Origin of the sequence: Bradyrhizobium amphicarpaeae, from assembly GCF_002266435.3 — a bacterium.
Taxonomy (GTDB): domain Bacteria; phylum Pseudomonadota; class Alphaproteobacteria; order Rhizobiales; family Xanthobacteraceae; genus Bradyrhizobium; species Bradyrhizobium amphicarpaeae.
In genome coordinates, this window is the sequence record NZ_CP029426.2 from 6,585,227 (window position 1) to 6,603,238 (window position 18,012).

Genomic DNA, 18,012 nt, shown 5'->3' on the forward strand with positions numbered 1-18,012 from the left:
ACCCTCTTCATCGGTTGGGGTCGGTTGACGCAAAACTGCAACTCAACAGGTGGCGGACTCAGGCGGCGGCCGCCGTTCCAAGCGCGGGAATGCCCTCGGGCGCCGGCACCGGCGCACCGCCCATGATTTCGGCGGCTTCGAGGTCGTAGAGCTCGCGCGCGACATGATCGGTCAACTCGGCCGGCGCGCCGTCGAACACCACGCGGCCCTGCGCCATGCCGATCAGGCGGTCGCAATAGCTGCGGGCGAGATCGAGCGAATGCAGGTTGCAAAGCACGGTGATGCCGAAATGCTTGTTGATGCGCAGCAGCGCATCCATCACGATCTTGGTGTTGCGCGGATCGAGCGATGCGATCGGCTCGTCCGCGAGGATGATGTCGGGCTGCTGTACCAGCGCACGCGCGATCGCGACGCGCTGCTGCTGGCCACCGGAGAGCTGATCGGCGCGCTGGGCCGCGAGCGATGCGATATCGAACTGTTCGAGCGCCGACATCGCCAGCGCCTTGTCCTGCTCGGGCCAGGCCTGCGACAGCGAGCGCCAGGCCGGCATCGTCGCAAGGCGCCCCATCAGGACGTTGGTGAGGACATCGAGCCGGCCGACCAGGTTGAACTGCTGGAAGATCATGGCCGAGCGCGCCCGCCACTGCCGCAACTGCTTGCCGCGCAGCGCGGTGACGTCGACGCCGTCGAACAGGATGCGGCCCTGCGTCGGCGTCGCGAGACGATTGATGGTTCGCAGCAGCGTCGACTTGCCGGCGCCGGACCGTCCGATCACACCGACGAAGCCGCCGGGGGAAACTTGAAACGAGGCGTCGTCCACCGCGGCTTTTGCGCCGAAGCGACACGTCAGACCTTCCACCACCAGCATGCAGGACTCCAGATTAGCTGGGGTTCACCGCTAACGCCCACGCTTGACACTTGTGTGACACCGGCGTTGCAGTGCGGCGATCCTACACACCTCATCCCCTGTCATCGTCATGTCATGACATCGTCATCAAGCCGCTCGAAGAGGAACGCCCGCCCTCGCGCCTCGGATGCAACATGGCCGCCAAAATTCTCTCGATCCAGCCGACCATCGACCCCTCCGCCAAGCTGCACGAGACCAGGCTCGGCGCCTATACCGAGGTCGGCGCCCGCACCATTCTGCAAGATGTCGCGATGGGCGATTACTCCTATGTCGTGAACGATTCCCAGATCACCTACACCACCATCGGCAAGTTCTGCTCGATCGCGGCGATGACGCGCATCAATCCCGGCAATCATCCGATGCACCGCGCCACCCAGGCGCATTTCACCTATCGCTCCAGCGCCTATTTCGAAGGCGAGAGCGACGACGCCGCGTTCTTCGACTGGCGGCGCCAGCATCACATCCATATCGGCCACGACGTCTGGATCGGGCACGGTGCGATCGTGCTGCCGGGCCGCAACATCGGCACCGGCGCAGTGATCGCGGCTGGCGCCATCGTCACCAAGGACGTGCCCGCCTACACCATCGTCGCCGGCAATCCGGCTCGCATCGTACGGCGGCGGTTCTCGGAAGAGATCGCCGGGCGGCTCGCGAAGCTCGCCTGGTGGGATTGGGATCACGACAAATTGCGCGAAGCGCTGCCCGATTTCCGTAAGCTCGGGATTGAAGATTTTCTTGCGACATACGAAGCACGGACAAATCCCTCAACCAGCAAACGAAGCGCGGTCGCGTGACAGACATTTTCCTGGAAGGCGGTCGGGCCCTGATCGGCGCCGAACTCGCCGAAACCTCGCTCCTCGTCTCCGGAACGGACATTGCAGAGATTGGTGGCTCTCGTGGCCGGTCGCGCCTCGCGATCGATGCCCGCGACCTGCTGGTGCTGCCCGGCATCGTCGATCTGCACGGCGATGCCTTCGAACGGCAGATGATGCCGCGCGCCGGCGTCGACTTCCCGATCGACGTCGCGCTCGCCGACAGCGACCGCCAGGCGATCAGCAACGGCATCACCACGGTATTTCACGCCACGACCTGTTCGTGGGAGCCGGGCCTGCGCAGCAGCGACAATGCGCGCGGCCTGATGGAAGCGATCGAGCGGCAGCGTCCGCAATTCGCCGCCGACACCCGCTTTCATCTGCGGCACGAGACCTACAATCTCGAGGCAGAAGACGAGATCAGCCTGTGGCTCTCGGAGGGCCGCGTCGACCTGTTCGCCTTCAACGATCATATGGACGGCACCGTCGCCGACATGGCCAAGCCGCGCAAGCGCAACCGCATGGTGGAGCGCACCGGGCTGTCAGCCGAGGCATTCGACCGGCTGGTCGAACGCGTGGTTGCGCGCGCCGACGAGGTGCCGGCTTCGGTTGCGCGGCTGGCCGCCGCGGCCCGCGCGGCCGAGGTGCGGATGCTCTCGCACGACGATGCGACGCCGGCGATGCGCCAGGAGTTTCGCGAGCTCGACGCCGACATCGCGGAGTTTCCGATCAACGAGGAGACGGCGCGGGCGGCAGCACACCACGGCGATGCGATCGTCTACGGCGCGCCGAACGTCGTGCGCGGCGGCAGCCACACCGGCTGGACCAAGGCCTCCGACATGATCGCCAAGGGGCTCTGCTCGGTGCTGGCGTCGGACTATTATTATCCGGCCCAGCTGCTTGCGGCGTTCCGGCTTGCCGCCGATGGCGTGCTGCCACTGACGGAAGCCTGGAATCTGGTCTCTGCCGGGCCTGCGCGCGCGACCGGCCTCGCCGATCGCGGCGTGCTCGCGGAAGGCCGCCGCGCCGACATTCTGCTGGTCGACGACAGCGCGCCGCTGCGGCCACGGCTGATCGCGGTGATATCAGGCGGCAAGCTCGTCCATCTCACCGATGCGACGCGACTGCTCGGTGCTGTGGCAGCGCCGCGCGAGGCTGTCATCGCGGCCTAAATTGGTTATGCTGAGGCGATGACAGGTTTCCCCCGCTACGCGATCTATTTTGCTGCCGGCCGCGACAACCCGCTCTCCCGCTTCGGCGCCGAGCTGCTCGGCTATGATGCTTCCACCGGCAACGAATTGCCGTTCCCGCATGATGCGCTACACGTCGCGCCGGACTGGCGCGACATCAGCGCCGATCCCCGCAAATACGGCTTTCATGCCACGCTGAAGGCGCCGATGGCTCTCGCACCAAGCAGGACCGAAGCGGAGCTGATAGCCGCCTGCGCGGCCTTCGCCGGCAAGGCGCGACCGCTTCCGCTGATCCGGCCGGTCGTCGATTCCATCAGCGGCTTCATCGCCGTCATTCCGGCCGAGCCGGTCGAGACGCTGCAACAGCTCGCTGCGGATTGCGTCCGCGATTTCGATTCGTTTCGCGCCGCACTGTCGGCGGAAGATCGTGTGCGACGCAGGCCCGAGAAGCTGAGCGAGCGGCAGCGCGACTATCTCGACCGCTGGGGCTACCCCTACGTGATGGAAGAATTCCGCTTCCACATGACGCTGACGGGGCGGCTGGATGCGGAGCGGCGCGGGCCGATCCTGGAGATGCTGCGCGGGAAGTTTGCCGCGCTGAAGCTCGCTACGCTCGAAATCAATCGGATCGCGCTGTTCAAGCAGGATGATGCGAAGGCGCGGTTTCGCATTATCGGCGAGTGGGTCTTGGCGGGATAGCCTCAACAAACTCCGTCATTGCGAGCGCAGCGAAGCAATCCAGAAATGGATCGGCAGACACAGCCTGGATTGCTTCGTCGCTTCGCTCCTCGCAATGACGGTGGAGAGAGCTACTTTCCCCACCGCAGCGCCAGCGCGTCGCGCTCTTTCGCCAGCTCCAGCAGGCCCGCGCGCGTTGCCGGATGCAGCGGCTGGAGCGGATGCCTCACCGCGTCCGACTTGATCACGCCGCCGGCCTGCATCATCGCCTTGCACGCGATCAGGCCGCATTGACGGTTCTCGTAGTTGATCAGCGGCAGCCAGCGCTCGTAGGCGGCCTTCGCTTTCTCGCGGTCACCGGCGAAATAGGGATCGACGATCTGGCGGATGCCGTCGGGATAGCCGCCGCCGGTCATCGCGCCGGTAGCGCCGGCATCGAGATCGGCCAGCAGCGTGATCGCCTCCTCGCCGTCCCAGGGGCCCTCGATGTCCTTGCCGCCTGCCTCAATCAGCCTGCGGAGCTTTGAGGCCGCGCCCGGCACCTCGATCTTGAAATAACGGATGTTGGCGAAGTCGCGTGCCAGCCGCGCCAGCAGCTCGACCGACAGCGGCGTGCCCGCGACCGGCGCATCCTGGATCATGATCGGAATGGTGATGGCGCCGGAGAGCACCTTGAAGAACTCGACGATGCCCTTCTCAGGAACCCGGAAGGTCGCGCCGTGATAGGGCGGCATCACCATCACCATGGCGGCGCCCGCGGCTTCGGCCTGCTTACTGCGCGCGGCGCAGACGGCCGAACTGAAATGCGTGGTGGTGACGATCACGGGAACCCGGCCCGCGACATGCTCCAGCACCGCGTGCATCACGGTTTCCCGCTCGGCATCAGTGAGCACGAACTGTTCGGAGAAATTGGCGAGAATGCAGAGGCCGTTCGATCCGGCGTCGATCATGAAATCGATGCAGCGGCGCTGGCCTTCGAGGTCGAGCTCGCCGCGCTCGTCGAAGATGGTGGGCGCGACCGGAAACACGCCGCGATAGGGGCGCTGGGCCTTGTGTGGGGTGACCGGCATCGAACTCTCCATCCCTGATACGGCTTGCGTCTGGCGCCGCGCTCACGGAGCGAGGCGGCACAGATGTAGCCGCCGCGCGGACCGGCGGCAATGCCGAACGCACGACGTCAGGATGGAGGAATGAAGTGAAACTACGCGGTCTTCACCGCGCCCAGGAAGCCCTCGACTGCGACGCGGAGACGATCGGCGTCGGCCGACATCTTCTTGACGGATTCCGACAACACCGTGCCGGCGTTGCCGGTCTCCTGATTGAGCCTGGCGACGCTGCCGATGGTGTCGGTGACTTCGCGGGTGCCCTGCGCGGCTTGCTGGAAATTGCGCGAGATCTCGGTGGTGGCCGCGCGCTGCTGCTCGACGGCGGCCGCAATCGCCGTCATCTTCTCGTCGATGCCACTGATCGAACCGCCGATCGTGCGGATGGCTGCAACCGCCTGGCCGGTCGCGCCCTGGATCTCCTCGACCTGGCGCGAGATTTCCTCCGTGGCGGTCGCCGTCTGCGCCGCAAGGCTCTTGACCTCGCCGGCGACCACGGCAAAGCCGCGACCGGCTTCGCCAGCGCGCGCGGCCTCGATGGTGGCGTTCAATGCGAGAAGATTGGTTTGACCGGCGATGGCATGAATCATCTTCACGACTTCGCTGATGCGGCCTGCGGTCTGGTCGAGGATCTCCACCGTCGCGTTGGTCTTTTCGGCCTGCGACACCGCCTCGCGCGCTTCGCGGGCGCTGGACTGCACCTGCGCGGAGATCTCGCCGACGGAAGCGGAGAGCTCTTCGGTCGCCGCCGCGATGGTCTCGAGATTGTTGGTGGCCTGTTCGGCTGCGGACGAGACCGCAGAGGTCTGGCTGCTCGATTGCGAGACCAGCGAGCGCACGCCGGTTGCGGTGGCATCGAGTTCCCGCGTCGAGGCCACGACACTCTGGATGACCGCCTGCACGGTGTCGTCAAAACGGCGGCAGGCTTCGTCGACGGTACCGGAGCGTGCCAACTGCGCGGCCTGCTGCGATTCGCGCTCCCGCCCCAGGCGCTCGGCGGTCGCCGCGCTCTCGCGCAGGCTTTCGAGCGCCGCGGCCATCGTGCCGAACTCGTCGGGATGCCGGGATTGCGGCACCGGGGTCGCATAGTCGCGCGCACTGATGCGGGCGATGGCGTCGAGAATGGCGCGAACCGGGCGCATCAGGCGGGTGCGCACCACGAACACGCCGGCCAGCGTCACAGCCAGCGCGAGCAGGAACGCGAACGATTGCACGATGAGGTTGGTGAGGGCCTTATGCTGGACGGCTTCGGCACGCGCAATCGACTGGTCGAGCGCCTTGTTGGCGACCGCGACAATGGACGCGAAGGGCGACTGGCACAGCGCGTTCCATTCCGCGGGGGGCATCGCCGGCTTGCCGCTGCCGTCGAAATTCCTCGTGAGTTCGTTGATCTGCTTGAGGACGCCGTCGGTCTTGGCCTTCGCGTCCGTCGCTGCCGTCACCAGTTCCGCCGGCGCGTCGGGCGCAGCCAGCAACTCGGCCATGCCGGCCCAGCCGGAGGTGATGGTGCCATCCCATTGCGCCACCGACCGCTTCTGGGCGTCGTCGAGCGGCTTGCTGCCGTTGACGTTCGAGCGGAGCGACGAGCAATGAATGCCGTAGCGATCGCGCACCTGCCAGGCGAAGCGGCGGACCTGAATCATGCGTGCGATATAGGGATCGTTCATCCAGGCACGGTTCGACACCGCGGTGGAGGCGAGGTTCGCGGTGTCGATGACCTTGGTGACGGCATCGTACCAGGAATTGGTCCGCTCGATCTTGCGCTCGGCGCGCGGACGCTTGGCCTCGTCGTAGAACAGCTGGAATTGCGGCGCAGCCTCGCCCCAGCGCTGCTTCAGCGTGCTGGCGAGCTCGTCGCGGCGGGCGAATTCGACGGTCGGGAGCGCTCCGGCGATGGAATCGTAGCCGGCCTGCTCGGCCTTCTCGGCGGCGCCGAGCTTGGCGCGTGGATCGTCCTCGCCGAGCAGCGCGCTCTGGGCGTCGCCGCGGTTGTTGCGCAGCGCGAGCACGCCGTGGAAGATCGCCTTGTCGGCGGCGGCAAGCCGCTCGGTCTCGAGGCTCTCTCCGTAGCGGCCGAAAGCCCCGGCCATCTGGAACGCCGTCGAGGCCAGCGCGCCGATGGCCAGCAGAGCCATCAGGGTCAGCAGAAGCGAGCTTACCGATTTCTTAAACATCGCCATTCTTGAACATTGCCGCGGGTCGGGAGCCTACTCTTCACGAGCGGCTACCTTGCATCGCGACATGCCAAGGTTTGGTTAAGACTCTAATCAAATACCTGCGTTTGGTGCGCGCCGCGCCTTCTGGCGCGCTGCGTCCCCTCACGCGACCTTGGTGAAATCGGGCGGACGGCGCTCGGCAAAGGCTGTAAACGCCTCACGCGCCTCGGCGGTGCGCAGGCGCTGCGCGAACTGCTCGCCCTCGGCCTGCATCTGGGCCAGCAGCGCCTCGCCGTTGCGCATCAGCTTCTTGGTTGCCGTGAGCGCCCCCGCCGGCTGGCGGGCAAGACGCTGCGCCAGCGCAAGCGCCTCGGCATCGAGCTTTTCGAGCGGCACCACGCGGTTGGCGAGCCCCCATTCCAGCGCGGCCTTCGCCGGCACTGTCTCACCCAGCGCGAACATCTCGTAGGCGCGGGCATGGCCGATGCGCGCCGGCATCAGCAGGCTCGATGCGGCCTCCGGCACCAGCGCCAGGCTGACGAAGGGCGTCGACAATTGCGCATTGTCGGCGAGCACGACGAGGTCGCAATGCAGCAGCATGGTGGTGCCGACGCCGACGGCGCGGCCCTGCACGGCGGCGACCAGCGGCCGGGTGCAGCGCGCCAGCGACTGGATGAAGCGCACGACATTGCGGCTGCCCTCGGACTTGCCGGCTGCGACCGCGGCGAATTCGCCGACGTCGTTGCCGGCGGTGAACATGTCACCCTCGCCGCGGATCAGGATCACGCGGGCCGACGGGTCGAACTCGACGGATTCGATGCTGTCGGCGAGCTTGCCGTACATCGCGTCGGTCAGCGCGTTCTTCTTGTCGGGGCGCGCGAGTGTGAGGGTGAGGATTCCGCCATTGTTCTCGATCCGGACGTGCTCGGTCATCGGTCTCTCCTTTTATTCGTCTGAATGTCTTGCTTCCGAAGGCCTCGTATCTGAAGCTCTTGGAAACTTGTCCTGAATGCTGGTCAGCCAGCGCGCGACGATGTCAATCTCCGCAGCCGTGAATCCGTCGGTCAGCGCGGCGTTGACCTCTGCCGCGCCGGCCTTCGCCCGCGCTAGCACGGTCCGCCCTTTCGGCGTCAGCCAGATGCGCCAGGCGCGTCCGTCCTCGCGATCGGCCCGCCGCTCGATCAGCTTCGCGGCCTCGGTGCGGTCGACGAGACCGGAAATGCCGGCCGGCCCGAGATCGAGCGCCGCGCCCGCCTCACCCATCAGGACGCCGTCCTGCCTGCCGAGGATGAACAACAACCCCGCCTGCGCCGGCATGACCTCGTTCTCCGGCCGCGCCGCCATCCAGCGTTGCAAGCGGCGCTGGGCGACGCTCAGCAGGTAGATCAGCCGGTGGTGGCCCGCGTCGGCCGGTTTATTTCGCATGCGAAGCAAATAGCGCCTGTCGGGTTCCTTGTCAAAGCGCTTGACGCGATCTCGCGCGTATGTTCCTTATCTGTTCCATACTCGTTCCAGTTGTAGAAGGGGGCGTCGTGACGCAGGGGCAGGAGCAAGTGGAGGAGCGGGATTCCGAGAATGCGGCAGATAGTGAGCCCGCCTATGCATTCGAAGTCTTGGATGCGTACTTCGAGGACGTTCCGCTCAGCAAGCTCGTGACGACCACCCGGCAGTTTCCCCTCCACATGCGAGTGGACGTCCAGGCCGCGCTGGACCGGCTGCTGGGAGCGCATGTCGACTTGTTCGGACTTCCCGAGGAACACTACGAAACGCTGTCGTTTGCGCGCCTGCTCCGCGACGATCGGAGCGCCGTGGCGATCGCACCGCTGCAATATTCCGACGTCGATGTCGGCGAGAGCAGTCCGTCGCGGTGCCTCGACAACGGGTTATGGCTCTGCGAGCTGGACGGCTTGCGCCATGCGGTCCTGCTCTGCGTCAGCCGCGAATCCCGTCGCGAGCCCGGCATCCGAATCGAAATCATGGTGTCTGCGGGAAGTGCGGGGGCGGCTGTGGTGCAGCGTTGCTTCGGCGCGCTCGAAGTCGCCGTGCAGGCCGCGCGCACCTATCGCGGCAAGATCCTGTCGCTCGAGGCGTCTTCCGACTACCGCGGCCTGTCCGGCGGCATCAATGTGCACCGACTGCCGACCGTCGGACGCGACGAGGTGATTTTGCCGGAGCGGACTCTGCAGCTGCTCGATCGCAACGTGTTGAATTTCGTCGGCACCCGCGAGCATTTGAGGCGACTCGGTCAATCGACGCGCAAAGGCATCCTGCTTTATGGACCGCCCGGTACGGGCAAGACCCATACGATCCGCTATCTCGCAACGCACCTGCCTGGACACACGACCCTGATCATCACGGCCGAGCAGATCGGCCTGCTCAGCGCCTATATGAGCCTGGCACGGCTGCTGCAGCCCTCGATGGTGGTGATCGAGGACGTCGACCTGATCGCGCGCGACCGCCGCAACATGGGGCCGTGCGAAGAATCCATGCTCAACAGGCTGCTCAACGAGATGGACGGACTGAAGCAGGATGCCGACATACTTTTCGTCCTCACCACCAATCGACCGCAGGACCTGGAAGCCGCCCTGGCCGGTCGCCCTGGCCGCATCGACCAGGCCATCGAAGTGCCGCTCCCGGACGAGAATGGCCGCAGCAAGCTGGTGCGCCTCTATGGCAAGGAATTGCCGCTCGAAGACGCGATCGTCATCGAGGCTGCCCGCCGCAGCGAGGGGACGAGTTGTGCCTTCATCAAGGAACTGATGCGGAGGCTGGCGCAAGCCAGCCTGGCGCGCGACGGCGGCAACTCGATCGTCTCGGCCGATATCGACGAAGCCCTCGACGATATGCTGTTCTCCGGCGGTCGGCTCAATGCGCGTCTGCTCGGGGGAGCCCAGGCGATGGCAGCGCAGTGACCTTCGCTGTCATCCATCCGCCCGCCGCGCCTCACGGCGCGCAGTTGAAGCTGGCCGCCTCCGTCACCGCGCCCGACTTGTAATGCGGCCAGGCCGGCCAGCGGCACAGCGGCAGCGCGCGCAGCGTCGCGAACGAGGGCGCCTCGAGCTTCTGCTCGCTGACTTCGAGATCGCCGGGCGCCTTGCCCTTCTCGACCCAATCGACCAGCACGCTCAGCATGTCGACATTGGCGGGCGCGCCGGAGCCGACATGATCGACGCCGGGCGCGGTGTAGAGCCGCGCGAACTCCGCCGTCTCGGCCTTGCCGAGCTTGCGCTCGACGCTCTCGAAATAGCGGATGCCGGCATAGGGGCTCTGGGCGTAATCGGCCATGTGCTCGAGCATGATCAGACGGCCGCCGCGGGCGCGGAAGCGGCCGAGATCGGGATCGGTCGAATCCATCAGCTTCGACACTTCGAGCAGCCGCGCCTTGTGCTCCTCCACCTTGTAGGTGGTGACATCGAGCTTGGGATCGCGCGCAAAGACATATTGAATGCCGCCGGCGCCGTAGATCCAGGCGATGCCGTTGTTGGGCGCAGGCGGCTGCGCCGGCGGCGCGGTGCCGAGCCACCACGCCGTCCAGCCGCCGGTCGGGCCCATCGCCGGCGTATCCTCACCCGACACGCCCCAGCCTGGATAGTCGTCGAGGCCATTGGCAAGCGCGAACGGGAATTTGTAGGTGGCGTGAAGCGTCTCGATCGCCTTCACTTGCGCCTCGGTCAGACACTGATCGCCGCTCTGGCCAGCCGCGCAGCGCAGCGTCTCGACCTTGAATGCCGCCTTGCAGCCGACGGGATCCTGCACAACCGCGTCGTCGGAGCCATCCGCCTTGTCACAGGCCGCCCGCACGGCCTCGCCGACGAGCTTCACTTGCGCCGGATTGATCCAGCCCGCACCCATGGTGACGAGACCGGAGCGCAAGCCGGCGTGCTGCAGGCCAACCCAGTTGATCACGGGGACCCGCGCGAAGATGCCGTCGAAATCATCGGGGTAGCGCTGCGCCATGGTCAGGCCTTCACGGCCGCCTTCGGACGAACCCATGAAATACATCTTCTCGGGTTTCTTGCCGTAGGCGCGCTCCATCAACCCGACGGCGGCATCGCGCACCTTCTTGTAGGCGCGATGAGCAAAATTCTCGAAGGCTTCGTCATTCAGTGCAAAGACCTGCGGCGGCTCGCCTTGCTTGGTCTCGTGGCCCGAGTCGGTGCCGTAGGTGACAAAACCGCGCGCCAGCGGCGACGGCTTGTCGAAGGGGTAGGCCGGCGGCAGCCCAAGACCCGTGATCAGCACGCCGTTGAAGCCGCCGCCGCCATATTGCAGCGAGCGGCCGTTCCATTCGACGGGAAGGTTGACCTGGAATTTGATCGGCGGCGCCTTGGGATCGACGGGGTCGATGTGGCCGAGCACCTTGCAGAAGCCGGGATTGGCCGGCGTGATACGCCCCGATGGCGTCGGCCCGCGTTCGGCAACGGCGATTGGCGAGGGGGCCTGCAACGTCGCGGCATCGATCTTCACCGCATCTGTCCCACCGACGAGACCGTTGCAGACCGTCTCCGCGTCCTCCGCCAGGGTGAGCGCCAAGGCGGAATTCGCGCTCAGCACGGCCGCAGTCCCCACGAGCCATGCGCACAGCTTCGCTCTCGTCAGAGTCATCGTTTCCACCCGGTTTTGTTCGTTCTATCTGTCGGAAGGTCGCATTGAATGCGACCTGCTGCCGGCCGTCAATGCGCGTTAGTGCTCGAACACCAGCCGCGCGCCGATCGTGCCGTCGAGGCTGCGGATCTGCTGGAGCAGCGCCGCGGAATCCTGCCCGCCGAGATCGGCATCGAGCACGACGTAGCCGAGATCGCCTGACGTCTCCAGATATTGCGCGGCGATGTTGATGTCGCGCTGGAGGAAGACCTCGTTGAGCCGCCGCAGCATGCCCGGCACGTTGCGATGGACGTGGCTGAAGCGCGCGCCGGAGGGGCGCAGATGCAGCTGCACTTCCGGGAAGTTCACCGCGCCCATGGTCGAGCCCGTGATGAAATAATCGACCAGCTTGCGCGCGACCTCGCCGCCGATGCGCTCCTGCGCCTCCTCGGTCGAGCCGCCGATATGCGGGGTGAGGATGACGTTCTCGAGGCCCTGCATGGGGCTCTTGAAGCGATCCGAATTCGACGACGGTTCGACCGGAAACACGTCGACGGCCGCACCAGCGAGATGGCCGTCGCGCAACGCGCGCGCGAGCGCATCGAGATCGACCACGGTGCCGCGGCTGTTGTTGATCAGGAACGAGCCCGGCTTCATCGCCCGGAGTTCCTTCTCGCCGATCATGCCCGCGGTCTCCGGCGTCTCCGGCACGTGCAGGCTGACGACGTCGCTCTGCGCCAGTAGCTCGTCCAGCCGCTCGACCGGCTCGGTGTTGCCGTGGCGGAGCTTGTCGGTGCGGTCGAAATAGATCACGCGCATGCCGATCGCTTCAGCCAGCGTCGAGAGTTGCGAGCCGATGTTGCCATAGCCGACGATGCCGAGCGTGCGGCCGCGCACCTCGCGGCTGCCGGTCGCGGATTTGTCCCAGCCGCCCTCATGGGCCGAGACCGAGCGCGGGAAGATGCGCCGCAACAGCATCACGATCTCGCCGATCACGAGTTCGGCGACGCTGCGCGTGTTGGAGAACGGCGCATTGAAGACGGGAATGCCGCGCTTGCGCGCCGCCGCAAGATCGACCTGGTTGGTGCCGACGCTGAAGCAGCCGACCGCGAGAAGCTGGTCCGCGGCCGCAAGTACATCGTCGGTGACCTGGGTGCGCGAGCGGATGCCGAGCAATGACACGCCCTTGAGCGCGCGGCGCAGATCCTCGCCATCCAGTGCCTTGGTCAGCCGCTCGACATTGGTAAAGCCCGCGCCCTTGAAAAGGTCGACAGCGCTGTCGTTGACGCCTTCGAGCAGCAGCGCCTTGGCGCTCCGCTCAGGGCTCTGGCCTGGGGCTGACATGGAATCTCCTAAACTGACGGCTTTGCCCGAGCACATAGACCGCGAGGCAGCCCCAGCACAATAGGGGGCGGGTACGGGACAAAGATGGCGGTCCCGTCATCCTGAGGTGCGAGTGGCGCGATGCCTAGCATCGCGCCGGGAGCCTCGAAGGATGAGCGGCCCGGATACAGTGGCCGAGAGAGCCGGGCCGTCGCCCTTCGAGGGCCGCTTCGCGGCCACCTCAGGGTGACGGATAACAGAATCAAATCACATAAAATCCGTGCGTGCCGTCGCGGCGAAGCTGCTCGACCAGCCCGTATTCCCAATCGAGATAGGCCTGCATCGCCTTTTCCGCGATGTCGGTACCTTCATACGGCCGGCGGTAGCGGTGAGCCGGATCGGGCTTGGGCAGCGCACGCGGCGGACCGACATCGAGCGCGGCGTCATAACCGCCTTCCAGCACATAGACCTCCCAGCCCATCTGGGCGAGCCACGACGCTGTCATGTCGGCACGCACGCCCTTGTCGTCGGTTAGCACAATGCGCGCGCCGCGCACCGGCGCTGCCATGTCGGTCTCCTGCACGAGCTGGCCGCCGGCATAGTGCCGGAAGCCCGGGAGATGACCGGCCGCAAATTCTTCGGAGTCGCGCACGTCGAAGCGATAGAGCGTGCGATCAGTCTGCGCGACGAGCGCTGCCATCTCGCTTGCGCCGATATGGCGAACACCGGCGCGATAGGCGACGTCGCGCGCATTGGCAGGACCGCCCTCGAACGGCCCAATCGCGCCGCGCCTCTCCGCGCCGTGACCGAGCGTGTGCCGCGCCAGCGTCCAGCCGATCGTGCCGTTGCGCAGCGCGCGGACCTTGTTGGGCACGCCGGCATTGATCAGCGACTGGGTGCCGATGATCGAGCGGGTGCGGCCGGCGCAATTGACGATGATGGTGGTGTCAGGGTCGGGCGCGGCCTGCCCTGCCCGCAGCACCAGCTCCGCGCCGGGCACGCTGACCGAGCCCGGAATGTTCATGGTCGCATATTCATCGAAGCGGCGGACGTCGAGGATGGCGATGTTGGCCTTGTCCGCGATGAGCTTGGCCACCTCGTCGGCGCTGAACGAGGGCGTGTGCCTGCGCGATTCGACCAGCTCGCCGAACGCCTTGGAATAGGAATTGACGTCCTCGAAGACCTCATAGCCCGCCGCGCGCCAGGCCTTCAGGCCGCCGTCGAGCGCGCTTATATCGGTGTAGCCGAGCGCGGCAAGACGCTCCGCGGCGGTCGCGACAAGTCCCTCGCCGTCATCATAGAGAGCGATCGGCACGTTCTTGCGCGGCAGCCTCGTCTCGACCTCGACCGAGATCCGGTCGACGGCCATGTTGGCGGCGAACAGCGGATGCCCCGTCGCGAAGCTGGCCTCGTGTCTGAGATCGAGCAGCGCGATTTCCTCGCGCAGCAGTAGCGCGCGGCGGACATCGGCGGGGGTGATGGTGGCGATCATCATGGTACGGGCCTTGGCGAGGACGAGCCAGGGGCTTTTGACCGATTGGAAGCGAGTTGGCTAGCCTTGTCGGCTCACTCGCCGGGGACGAGCCGGCCGAGCGGCCGCTGCGCCGGACGCCGCAGCCTGCGGCGCGACAGATAGAGCAGGATGCCGGTGACCGAGAACAACGGCATCAGGATCGCGGCGATCATGAAGGCGAGCTTGCCTGGCCAGCCCAAGATCTCGCCGCGATGGATGTCGTAGATGGCCGCGATGATGGTCTCGCCGAACGTCTTGTCAGCATAGCGCTCCGCGGAGACTAACTGGCCGGTGACGGCGTCGATGCGGAATTCGTCGCGCGTGGTCTCCAGCGACGACTCCTTGCCCCACGACCGGATCCGGATCACCGCGCCCCGGCCGCCCGGCAGCGTCAGCAAGGCCCTGGAGAACCGACCGCCCTCCTCGCGCTGGAACGTCGTCCATGCCCGATCGAATCCGATCGGCGAAGCGGGCTCGCCGCGTCCGGCCGCACGCGGCGACTTTGCGGGCATCTTCGCCGCAGCGACGTGAGGCCGCGCCAGCAGCCATGTGACGCTGTCCTTGTACCATGCGAAGGAGAAGAACAGCCCGGTGAGCGTCATCGTCAGATAGACCGGCAGCACCCAGGTGCCGATCACGGTGTGCAGCGACCGGTGTAGTCCACGGCCGCTAAGCCCGAGATTCGGCTTCAACCACAGCTTCACGCTGCCGGCACGGCGCGGCCAGCGCAGCACGAGTCCCGACACCAGCATGACGATCAGGCCGAGCGCGATCGTGCCGGTGATTGGGCGCCCCCAGCCCTTGCCGTCACCGGGAATGAGCAGCCAGCGATGCAGCCGGCGCACGGTCGCGAAGAACGCCTCGGCGCGCGGCGCGCCGAGCACGCGGGCGTCATAGGGATCGACATAAAGCGAAATCGGCCGGCCGCCCTGCTCGTCGCGCGCAAAGCGGACATGAACCGCCGCCGAAGGATCGCTCGACAGCGTGACGGCGGCGACCTTGCCGAGGTCCTGGGCTGTCTTCAGCCGCGCCACCAACTCGTCCGGCATCAGTGCCGGCGCCTGACGCGGCGCGACCTGCATGATGCCGGCGTTGAGGTGATCGACGATCTCGTCCTCGAAGCTCATGGTCGCGCCGGTCAGCGCGATCAGGGACACCAGCAGCGCAAGGACCAGGCCCGCGATGGAATGGACCTGGAACAGGACCGCCTTGATGGTGTGTCCCAGCCGCGCGGCCATGGCTAGAACTTCACCGTGGCTGATAGCGAGACGCGCCGTGCATCGCCGATGGCGACGTTGAGATTGTTGACGGCGGAAGGATAGTAGACGGTGTCAAACAGGTTCTTGACGTTGAACTGGTAGACCACGGGCGTGGACTGGTACTTCGTTTCATAGGTCGCAAAGATATCGGCGACCACATAGGACGGCAGGAAGAAGGAATTGATGGAATCGCCAGGACGGTCGCCGACATAACGGGCCCCGCCGCCGACGCGCAACTGACCCGGCAATGCGGTACCGAAGTCGTAGACCAGATAAAGCGAAGCCGTGTTCAAGGCGACGTTTTGCAACTTCTTGCCCAACAAGGTCAGGTCCTCGGACGCCGTCACGCGCGCATCCGTATAGCCATAGCTGCCAATCAGGGCCCAGCTGTCGGTGAGCCTGCCGGTGACGTCCAGCTCCACGCCGCGCGAATGGGCGCGGCCGACGGTGTGAAGCTCCACGATGCCTGCACTGTTCGTCTTCGTCGTCTGCACGTTCTTCTTGTCGAGGTCGTAGAACGCCAGCGTGCCGGAGATGCGCTTGTTCAGATCGAACTTCACGCCGGTCTCGTATGACACGCCCTCTTCCGGCGCGACGTTGGAATCGATCACGACGCCGATCGGCGCAATGGTCGAGTTCGGCTTCAGCGATTGGGTATAGCTCGCATAGAGCGAAACCTGATCCGTGAGCTTGAAGATGGCGCCGCCGAGCGGAAGCACCTTGTCCTGCGACACGTTGGTGTTGGTGACGAACGGTTTTCCGCGCCCCGCGATCTGGTCGTAGTCCATGTAGCGCACGCCGCCGACCAGCGCGAAACGCTCGGTCAGATGCAGCGTGTCCTGGACGAACAGCGACCACTGGCCGAGCTTGTCGGTCTGGGCGCTGTCGCTGTTGGACACCGCCGTACCGGGCCCGATCAGGCCATAGACCGGATCGTAGATGTTGATGGCGGGCGTCGCCTGCCGGATCAGATTGTCGCGGTAGATGGTGCGATATTGGCCATCACCGCCGAACACCAATTCGTTGCGCATGTTGCCGAGCCAGAAGCCGCCCGAGATGTAGGACGTTCCGTAGCTGACATTGCTGAGCGATCCCTGCGTGCCGTCGTTGCTGCGCGTCTCCCTGCCGGTCGTGAAGTCAATACCGGTGATGCGAAGCTGGTTGGCGCTGAAGGTTTCGGTGTTGTAGCTGTAGCCGGCGTAGAGCTTCCAATCCTGGTTGAAGCGGTGCTCGACCGAGGCCTGAATCAGGTCCGACGTACCCCAGGTGTTGTTGAAGGGCTCATCCAACCGGCGCGTGGTGGGCACCGCGAGCGGCGCCTTGGTCACCGGGTTGAACGCCGTGCCGCGATCGAACGGGTAGATGAACTCGCGGTGTTCGTAGTTGAGCTGCACCGTGGTGTCCTGGCCGTACCAGGCCAGCGACGGCGCCACCAGCATCTCGCGGTGCCGGCCGAAATTGCGCCAATAATCCTCGCTGACGCCGTAGCCAATGAAGCGATAGGCGAGGCCCTGGTCGCCGATCGGGCCGGTGACGTCGAGCAGTCCGTCGGCGCCGGTCTTTGAGGCGCTGAAGGCCGAGCCGAGCAGCGTGACCGAGCCGTGCTGGTAGAGCTCCGGGCGCTTGCTGATGGTGTTGACGATGCCGCCGGGATCCATGATGCCGTAGAGCAACGAGGCCGGTCCTTTCAGCACCTCGACGCTCTCGACCGCGGGATTGAAGCTGCGGCCCTGCACCAGCGGCATGCCGTTGCGCATGATCGAGCCGTCGCGATTGTCGCCGAAGCCGCGGCGGATCACGGCGTCCTGGCTGCCGGCGAGCGTGTTGGTCTGGGTGACACCGGAGACGTTGATGAGCGCATCGTCGATGTTGCGCGGGAGCTGGTCCTTCAGCACCTGCTCCGGCACGACGTTGACGGCCTGCGAGGTGTCGAGCGGGGATGCGCCGCTGCGCAGCGTGGTCGCGCTCGGCATCGCGCGATAGCCGAGCTTGGCGGCCTGCTGTGCGGCGGCGTCTGCGGCGGCACGCTCCGAAAGGGTCGGCGGTGTGGGGGCAGGATTGCGGGCGGATTGGCGACGAGCCGCGGCCTGCGTGCGGCGTGACGATTGCTCCGATGCGCGTGCTGGCCTGGACCGCTGCGCCGGGGCCTCCACCGTCACCGGCGGCAGCGCCGACTGCGCCCGCGCGCAAGTCATGTGGGACGAAAATTCGGTGAGCAGCACGACTGCACCGATGAGGAGACCTGCGCGGCTCTCGCCGGCACGATGACGATGGCTGCCGTTACGCAGACCATCCACGGAAGCACGCACTTTCAATCCACTTCAAGTCACGAACATTGAAGTGTGCGCGTTTAACAGGCGGCGAGATCGGGGAGAACCGTAACGGAGCTTGAATCGCTCTAGTGTTGAATCGTTCTAAGAGCAGACCGGCATTTAACGGCAATCTCTAATTGGCGGCGCGTCGGCCGCGACACGCAACGCGCGAATC

At 65.9% G+C, this 18,012-nt stretch carries 14 protein-coding genes; 4 read left to right on the top strand and 10 right to left on the bottom strand.

Features of this window, described 5'->3' with window-relative positions; all coding sequences use genetic code 11:
• Positions 1-58 precede the first annotated feature (58 nt).
• The gene (gene phnC, locus CIT40_RS30915; protein WP_094893061.1) at positions 59-868 is read right to left on the bottom strand and encodes a phosphonate ABC transporter ATP-binding protein; all 810 of its coding nucleotides are present in this window, start codon (positions 866-868) and stop codon (positions 59-61) included.
• A gap of 173 nt (positions 869-1,041) precedes the next feature.
• Here phnC and CIT40_RS30920 point away from each other — a divergent pair, with 173 nt between their 5' ends.
• Genes CIT40_RS30920 through CIT40_RS30930 form a run of 3 tightly spaced genes read left to right on the top strand, consistent with a single transcriptional unit; the run spans position 1,042 to position 3,608 of the window.
• The gene (locus CIT40_RS30920; protein WP_162307755.1) at positions 1,042-1,701 is read left to right on the top strand and encodes a transferase hexapeptide repeat family protein; all 660 of its coding nucleotides are present in this window, start codon (positions 1,042-1,044) and stop codon (positions 1,699-1,701) included.
• The gene (locus CIT40_RS30925; RefSeq protein WP_094893063.1) at positions 1,698-2,891 is read left to right on the top strand and encodes an alpha-D-ribose 1-methylphosphonate 5-triphosphate diphosphatase; all 1,194 of its coding nucleotides are present in this window, start codon (positions 1,698-1,700) and stop codon (positions 2,889-2,891) included. The genes CIT40_RS30920 and CIT40_RS30925 overlap by 4 nt, the downstream gene beginning before the upstream one ends.
• A gap of 18 nt (positions 2,892-2,909) precedes the next feature.
• Positions 2,910-3,608 carry a DUF1045 domain-containing protein gene (locus tag CIT40_RS30930; protein ID WP_094893064.1) on the top strand — a complete coding sequence of 233 codons (699 nt, stop codon included), beginning with the start codon at positions 2,910-2,912 and terminating at the stop codon, positions 3,606-3,608.
• 110 nt (positions 3,609-3,718) lie between these two features.
• Here CIT40_RS30930 and CIT40_RS30935 read toward each other — a convergent pair whose 3' ends face one another.
• From CIT40_RS30935 to CIT40_RS30950, 4 genes are all read right to left on the bottom strand, one after another.
• Positions 3,719-4,657, bottom strand: coding sequence for a dihydrodipicolinate synthase family protein (locus CIT40_RS30935; RefSeq protein ID WP_094893065.1), 939 nt, complete (start codon positions 4,655-4,657; stop codon positions 3,719-3,721).
• Between the two features lie 131 nt (positions 4,658-4,788).
• Positions 4,789-6,870 carry a methyl-accepting chemotaxis protein gene (locus tag CIT40_RS30940; RefSeq protein ID WP_094893066.1) on the bottom strand — a complete coding sequence of 694 codons (2,082 nt, stop codon included), beginning with the start codon at positions 6,868-6,870 and terminating at the stop codon, positions 4,789-4,791.
• A 138-nt stretch (positions 6,871-7,008) separates the two neighbouring features.
• A complete protein-coding gene (locus CIT40_RS30945; RefSeq protein ID WP_094893067.1) occupies positions 7,009-7,779 on the bottom strand; it encodes an enoyl-CoA hydratase in 771 nt (256 codons plus the stop codon).
• 12 nt (positions 7,780-7,791) lie between these two features.
• On the bottom strand, positions 7,792-8,271 hold the full coding sequence (locus CIT40_RS30950; protein ID WP_094893068.1) for a MarR family winged helix-turn-helix transcriptional regulator: 480 nt from the start codon (positions 8,269-8,271) through the stop codon (positions 7,792-7,794).
• Positions 8,272-8,378: 107 nt separating this feature from the next.
• Between CIT40_RS30950 and CIT40_RS30955 the strand changes: the two genes are divergently transcribed.
• The gene (locus tag CIT40_RS30955; RefSeq protein WP_244611876.1) at positions 8,379-9,758 is read left to right on the top strand and encodes an AAA family ATPase; all 1,380 of its coding nucleotides are present in this window, start codon (positions 8,379-8,381) and stop codon (positions 9,756-9,758) included.
• 31 nt (positions 9,759-9,789) lie between these two features.
• Here the strand turns inward: CIT40_RS30955 and CIT40_RS30960 are convergent, their stop codons facing one another.
• The 5 genes from CIT40_RS30960 to CIT40_RS30980 form a co-directional block, all read right to left on the bottom strand.
• Positions 9,790-11,451 carry a tannase/feruloyl esterase family alpha/beta hydrolase gene (locus CIT40_RS30960; RefSeq protein WP_162307756.1) on the bottom strand — a complete coding sequence of 554 codons (1,662 nt, stop codon included), beginning with the start codon at positions 11,449-11,451 and terminating at the stop codon, positions 9,790-9,792.
• 78 nt (positions 11,452-11,529) lie between these two features.
• On the bottom strand, positions 11,530-12,774 hold the full coding sequence (gene serA, locus CIT40_RS30965) for a phosphoglycerate dehydrogenase (RefSeq protein WP_094893070.1): 1,245 nt from the start codon (positions 12,772-12,774) through the stop codon (positions 11,530-11,532).
• A 241-nt stretch (positions 12,775-13,015) separates the two neighbouring features.
• A complete protein-coding gene (locus CIT40_RS30970; protein ID WP_094893071.1) occupies positions 13,016-14,248 on the bottom strand; it encodes a rhodanese-like domain-containing protein in 1,233 nt (410 codons plus the stop codon).
• Between the two features lie 71 nt (positions 14,249-14,319).
• Positions 14,320-15,504 carry a PepSY-associated TM helix domain-containing protein gene (locus CIT40_RS30975; RefSeq protein ID WP_094893072.1) on the bottom strand — a complete coding sequence of 395 codons (1,185 nt, stop codon included), beginning with the start codon at positions 15,502-15,504 and terminating at the stop codon, positions 14,320-14,322.
• A 2-nt stretch (positions 15,505-15,506) separates the two neighbouring features.
• Positions 15,507-17,840, bottom strand: a complete 2,334-nt coding sequence (locus tag CIT40_RS30980) for a TonB-dependent siderophore receptor (protein ID WP_162307757.1) — start codon at positions 17,838-17,840, stop codon at positions 15,507-15,509.
• Between the last annotated feature and the right edge of the window lie 172 nt (positions 17,841-18,012).

Coding starts and splice junctions, on each gene's coding strand:
- CIT40_RS30960 (WP_162307756.1), bottom strand. CDS start 11,451: ATGACTCTGACGAGAGCGAAGCTGTGCGCATGGCTCGTGGGGACTGCG.
- CIT40_RS30930 (WP_094893064.1), top strand. CDS start 2,910: ATGACAGGTTTCCCCCGCTACGCGATCTATTTTGCTGCCGGCCGCGAC.
- CIT40_RS30940 (WP_094893066.1), bottom strand. CDS start 6,870: ATGGCGATGTTTAAGAAATCGGTAAGCTCGCTTCTGCTGACCCTGATG.
- serA (WP_094893070.1), bottom strand. CDS start 12,774: ATGTCAGCCCCAGGCCAGAGCCCTGAGCGGAGCGCCAAGGCGCTGCTG.
- CIT40_RS30935 (WP_094893065.1), bottom strand. CDS start 4,657: ATGCCGGTCACCCCACACAAGGCCCAGCGCCCCTATCGCGGCGTGTTT.
- CIT40_RS30975 (WP_094893072.1), bottom strand. CDS start 15,504: ATGGCCGCGCGGCTGGGACACACCATCAAGGCGGTCCTGTTCCAGGTC.
- CIT40_RS30950 (WP_094893068.1), bottom strand. CDS start 8,271: ATGCGAAATAAACCGGCCGACGCGGGCCACCACCGGCTGATCTACCTG.
- phnC (WP_094893061.1), bottom strand. CDS start 868: ATGCTGGTGGTGGAAGGTCTGACGTGTCGCTTCGGCGCAAAAGCCGCG.
- CIT40_RS30945 (WP_094893067.1), bottom strand. CDS start 7,779: ATGACCGAGCACGTCCGGATCGAGAACAATGGCGGAATCCTCACCCTC.
- CIT40_RS30970 (WP_094893071.1), bottom strand. CDS start 14,248: ATGATGATCGCCACCATCACCCCCGCCGATGTCCGCCGCGCGCTACTG.
- CIT40_RS30920 (WP_162307755.1), top strand. CDS start 1,042: ATGGCCGCCAAAATTCTCTCGATCCAGCCGACCATCGACCCCTCCGCC.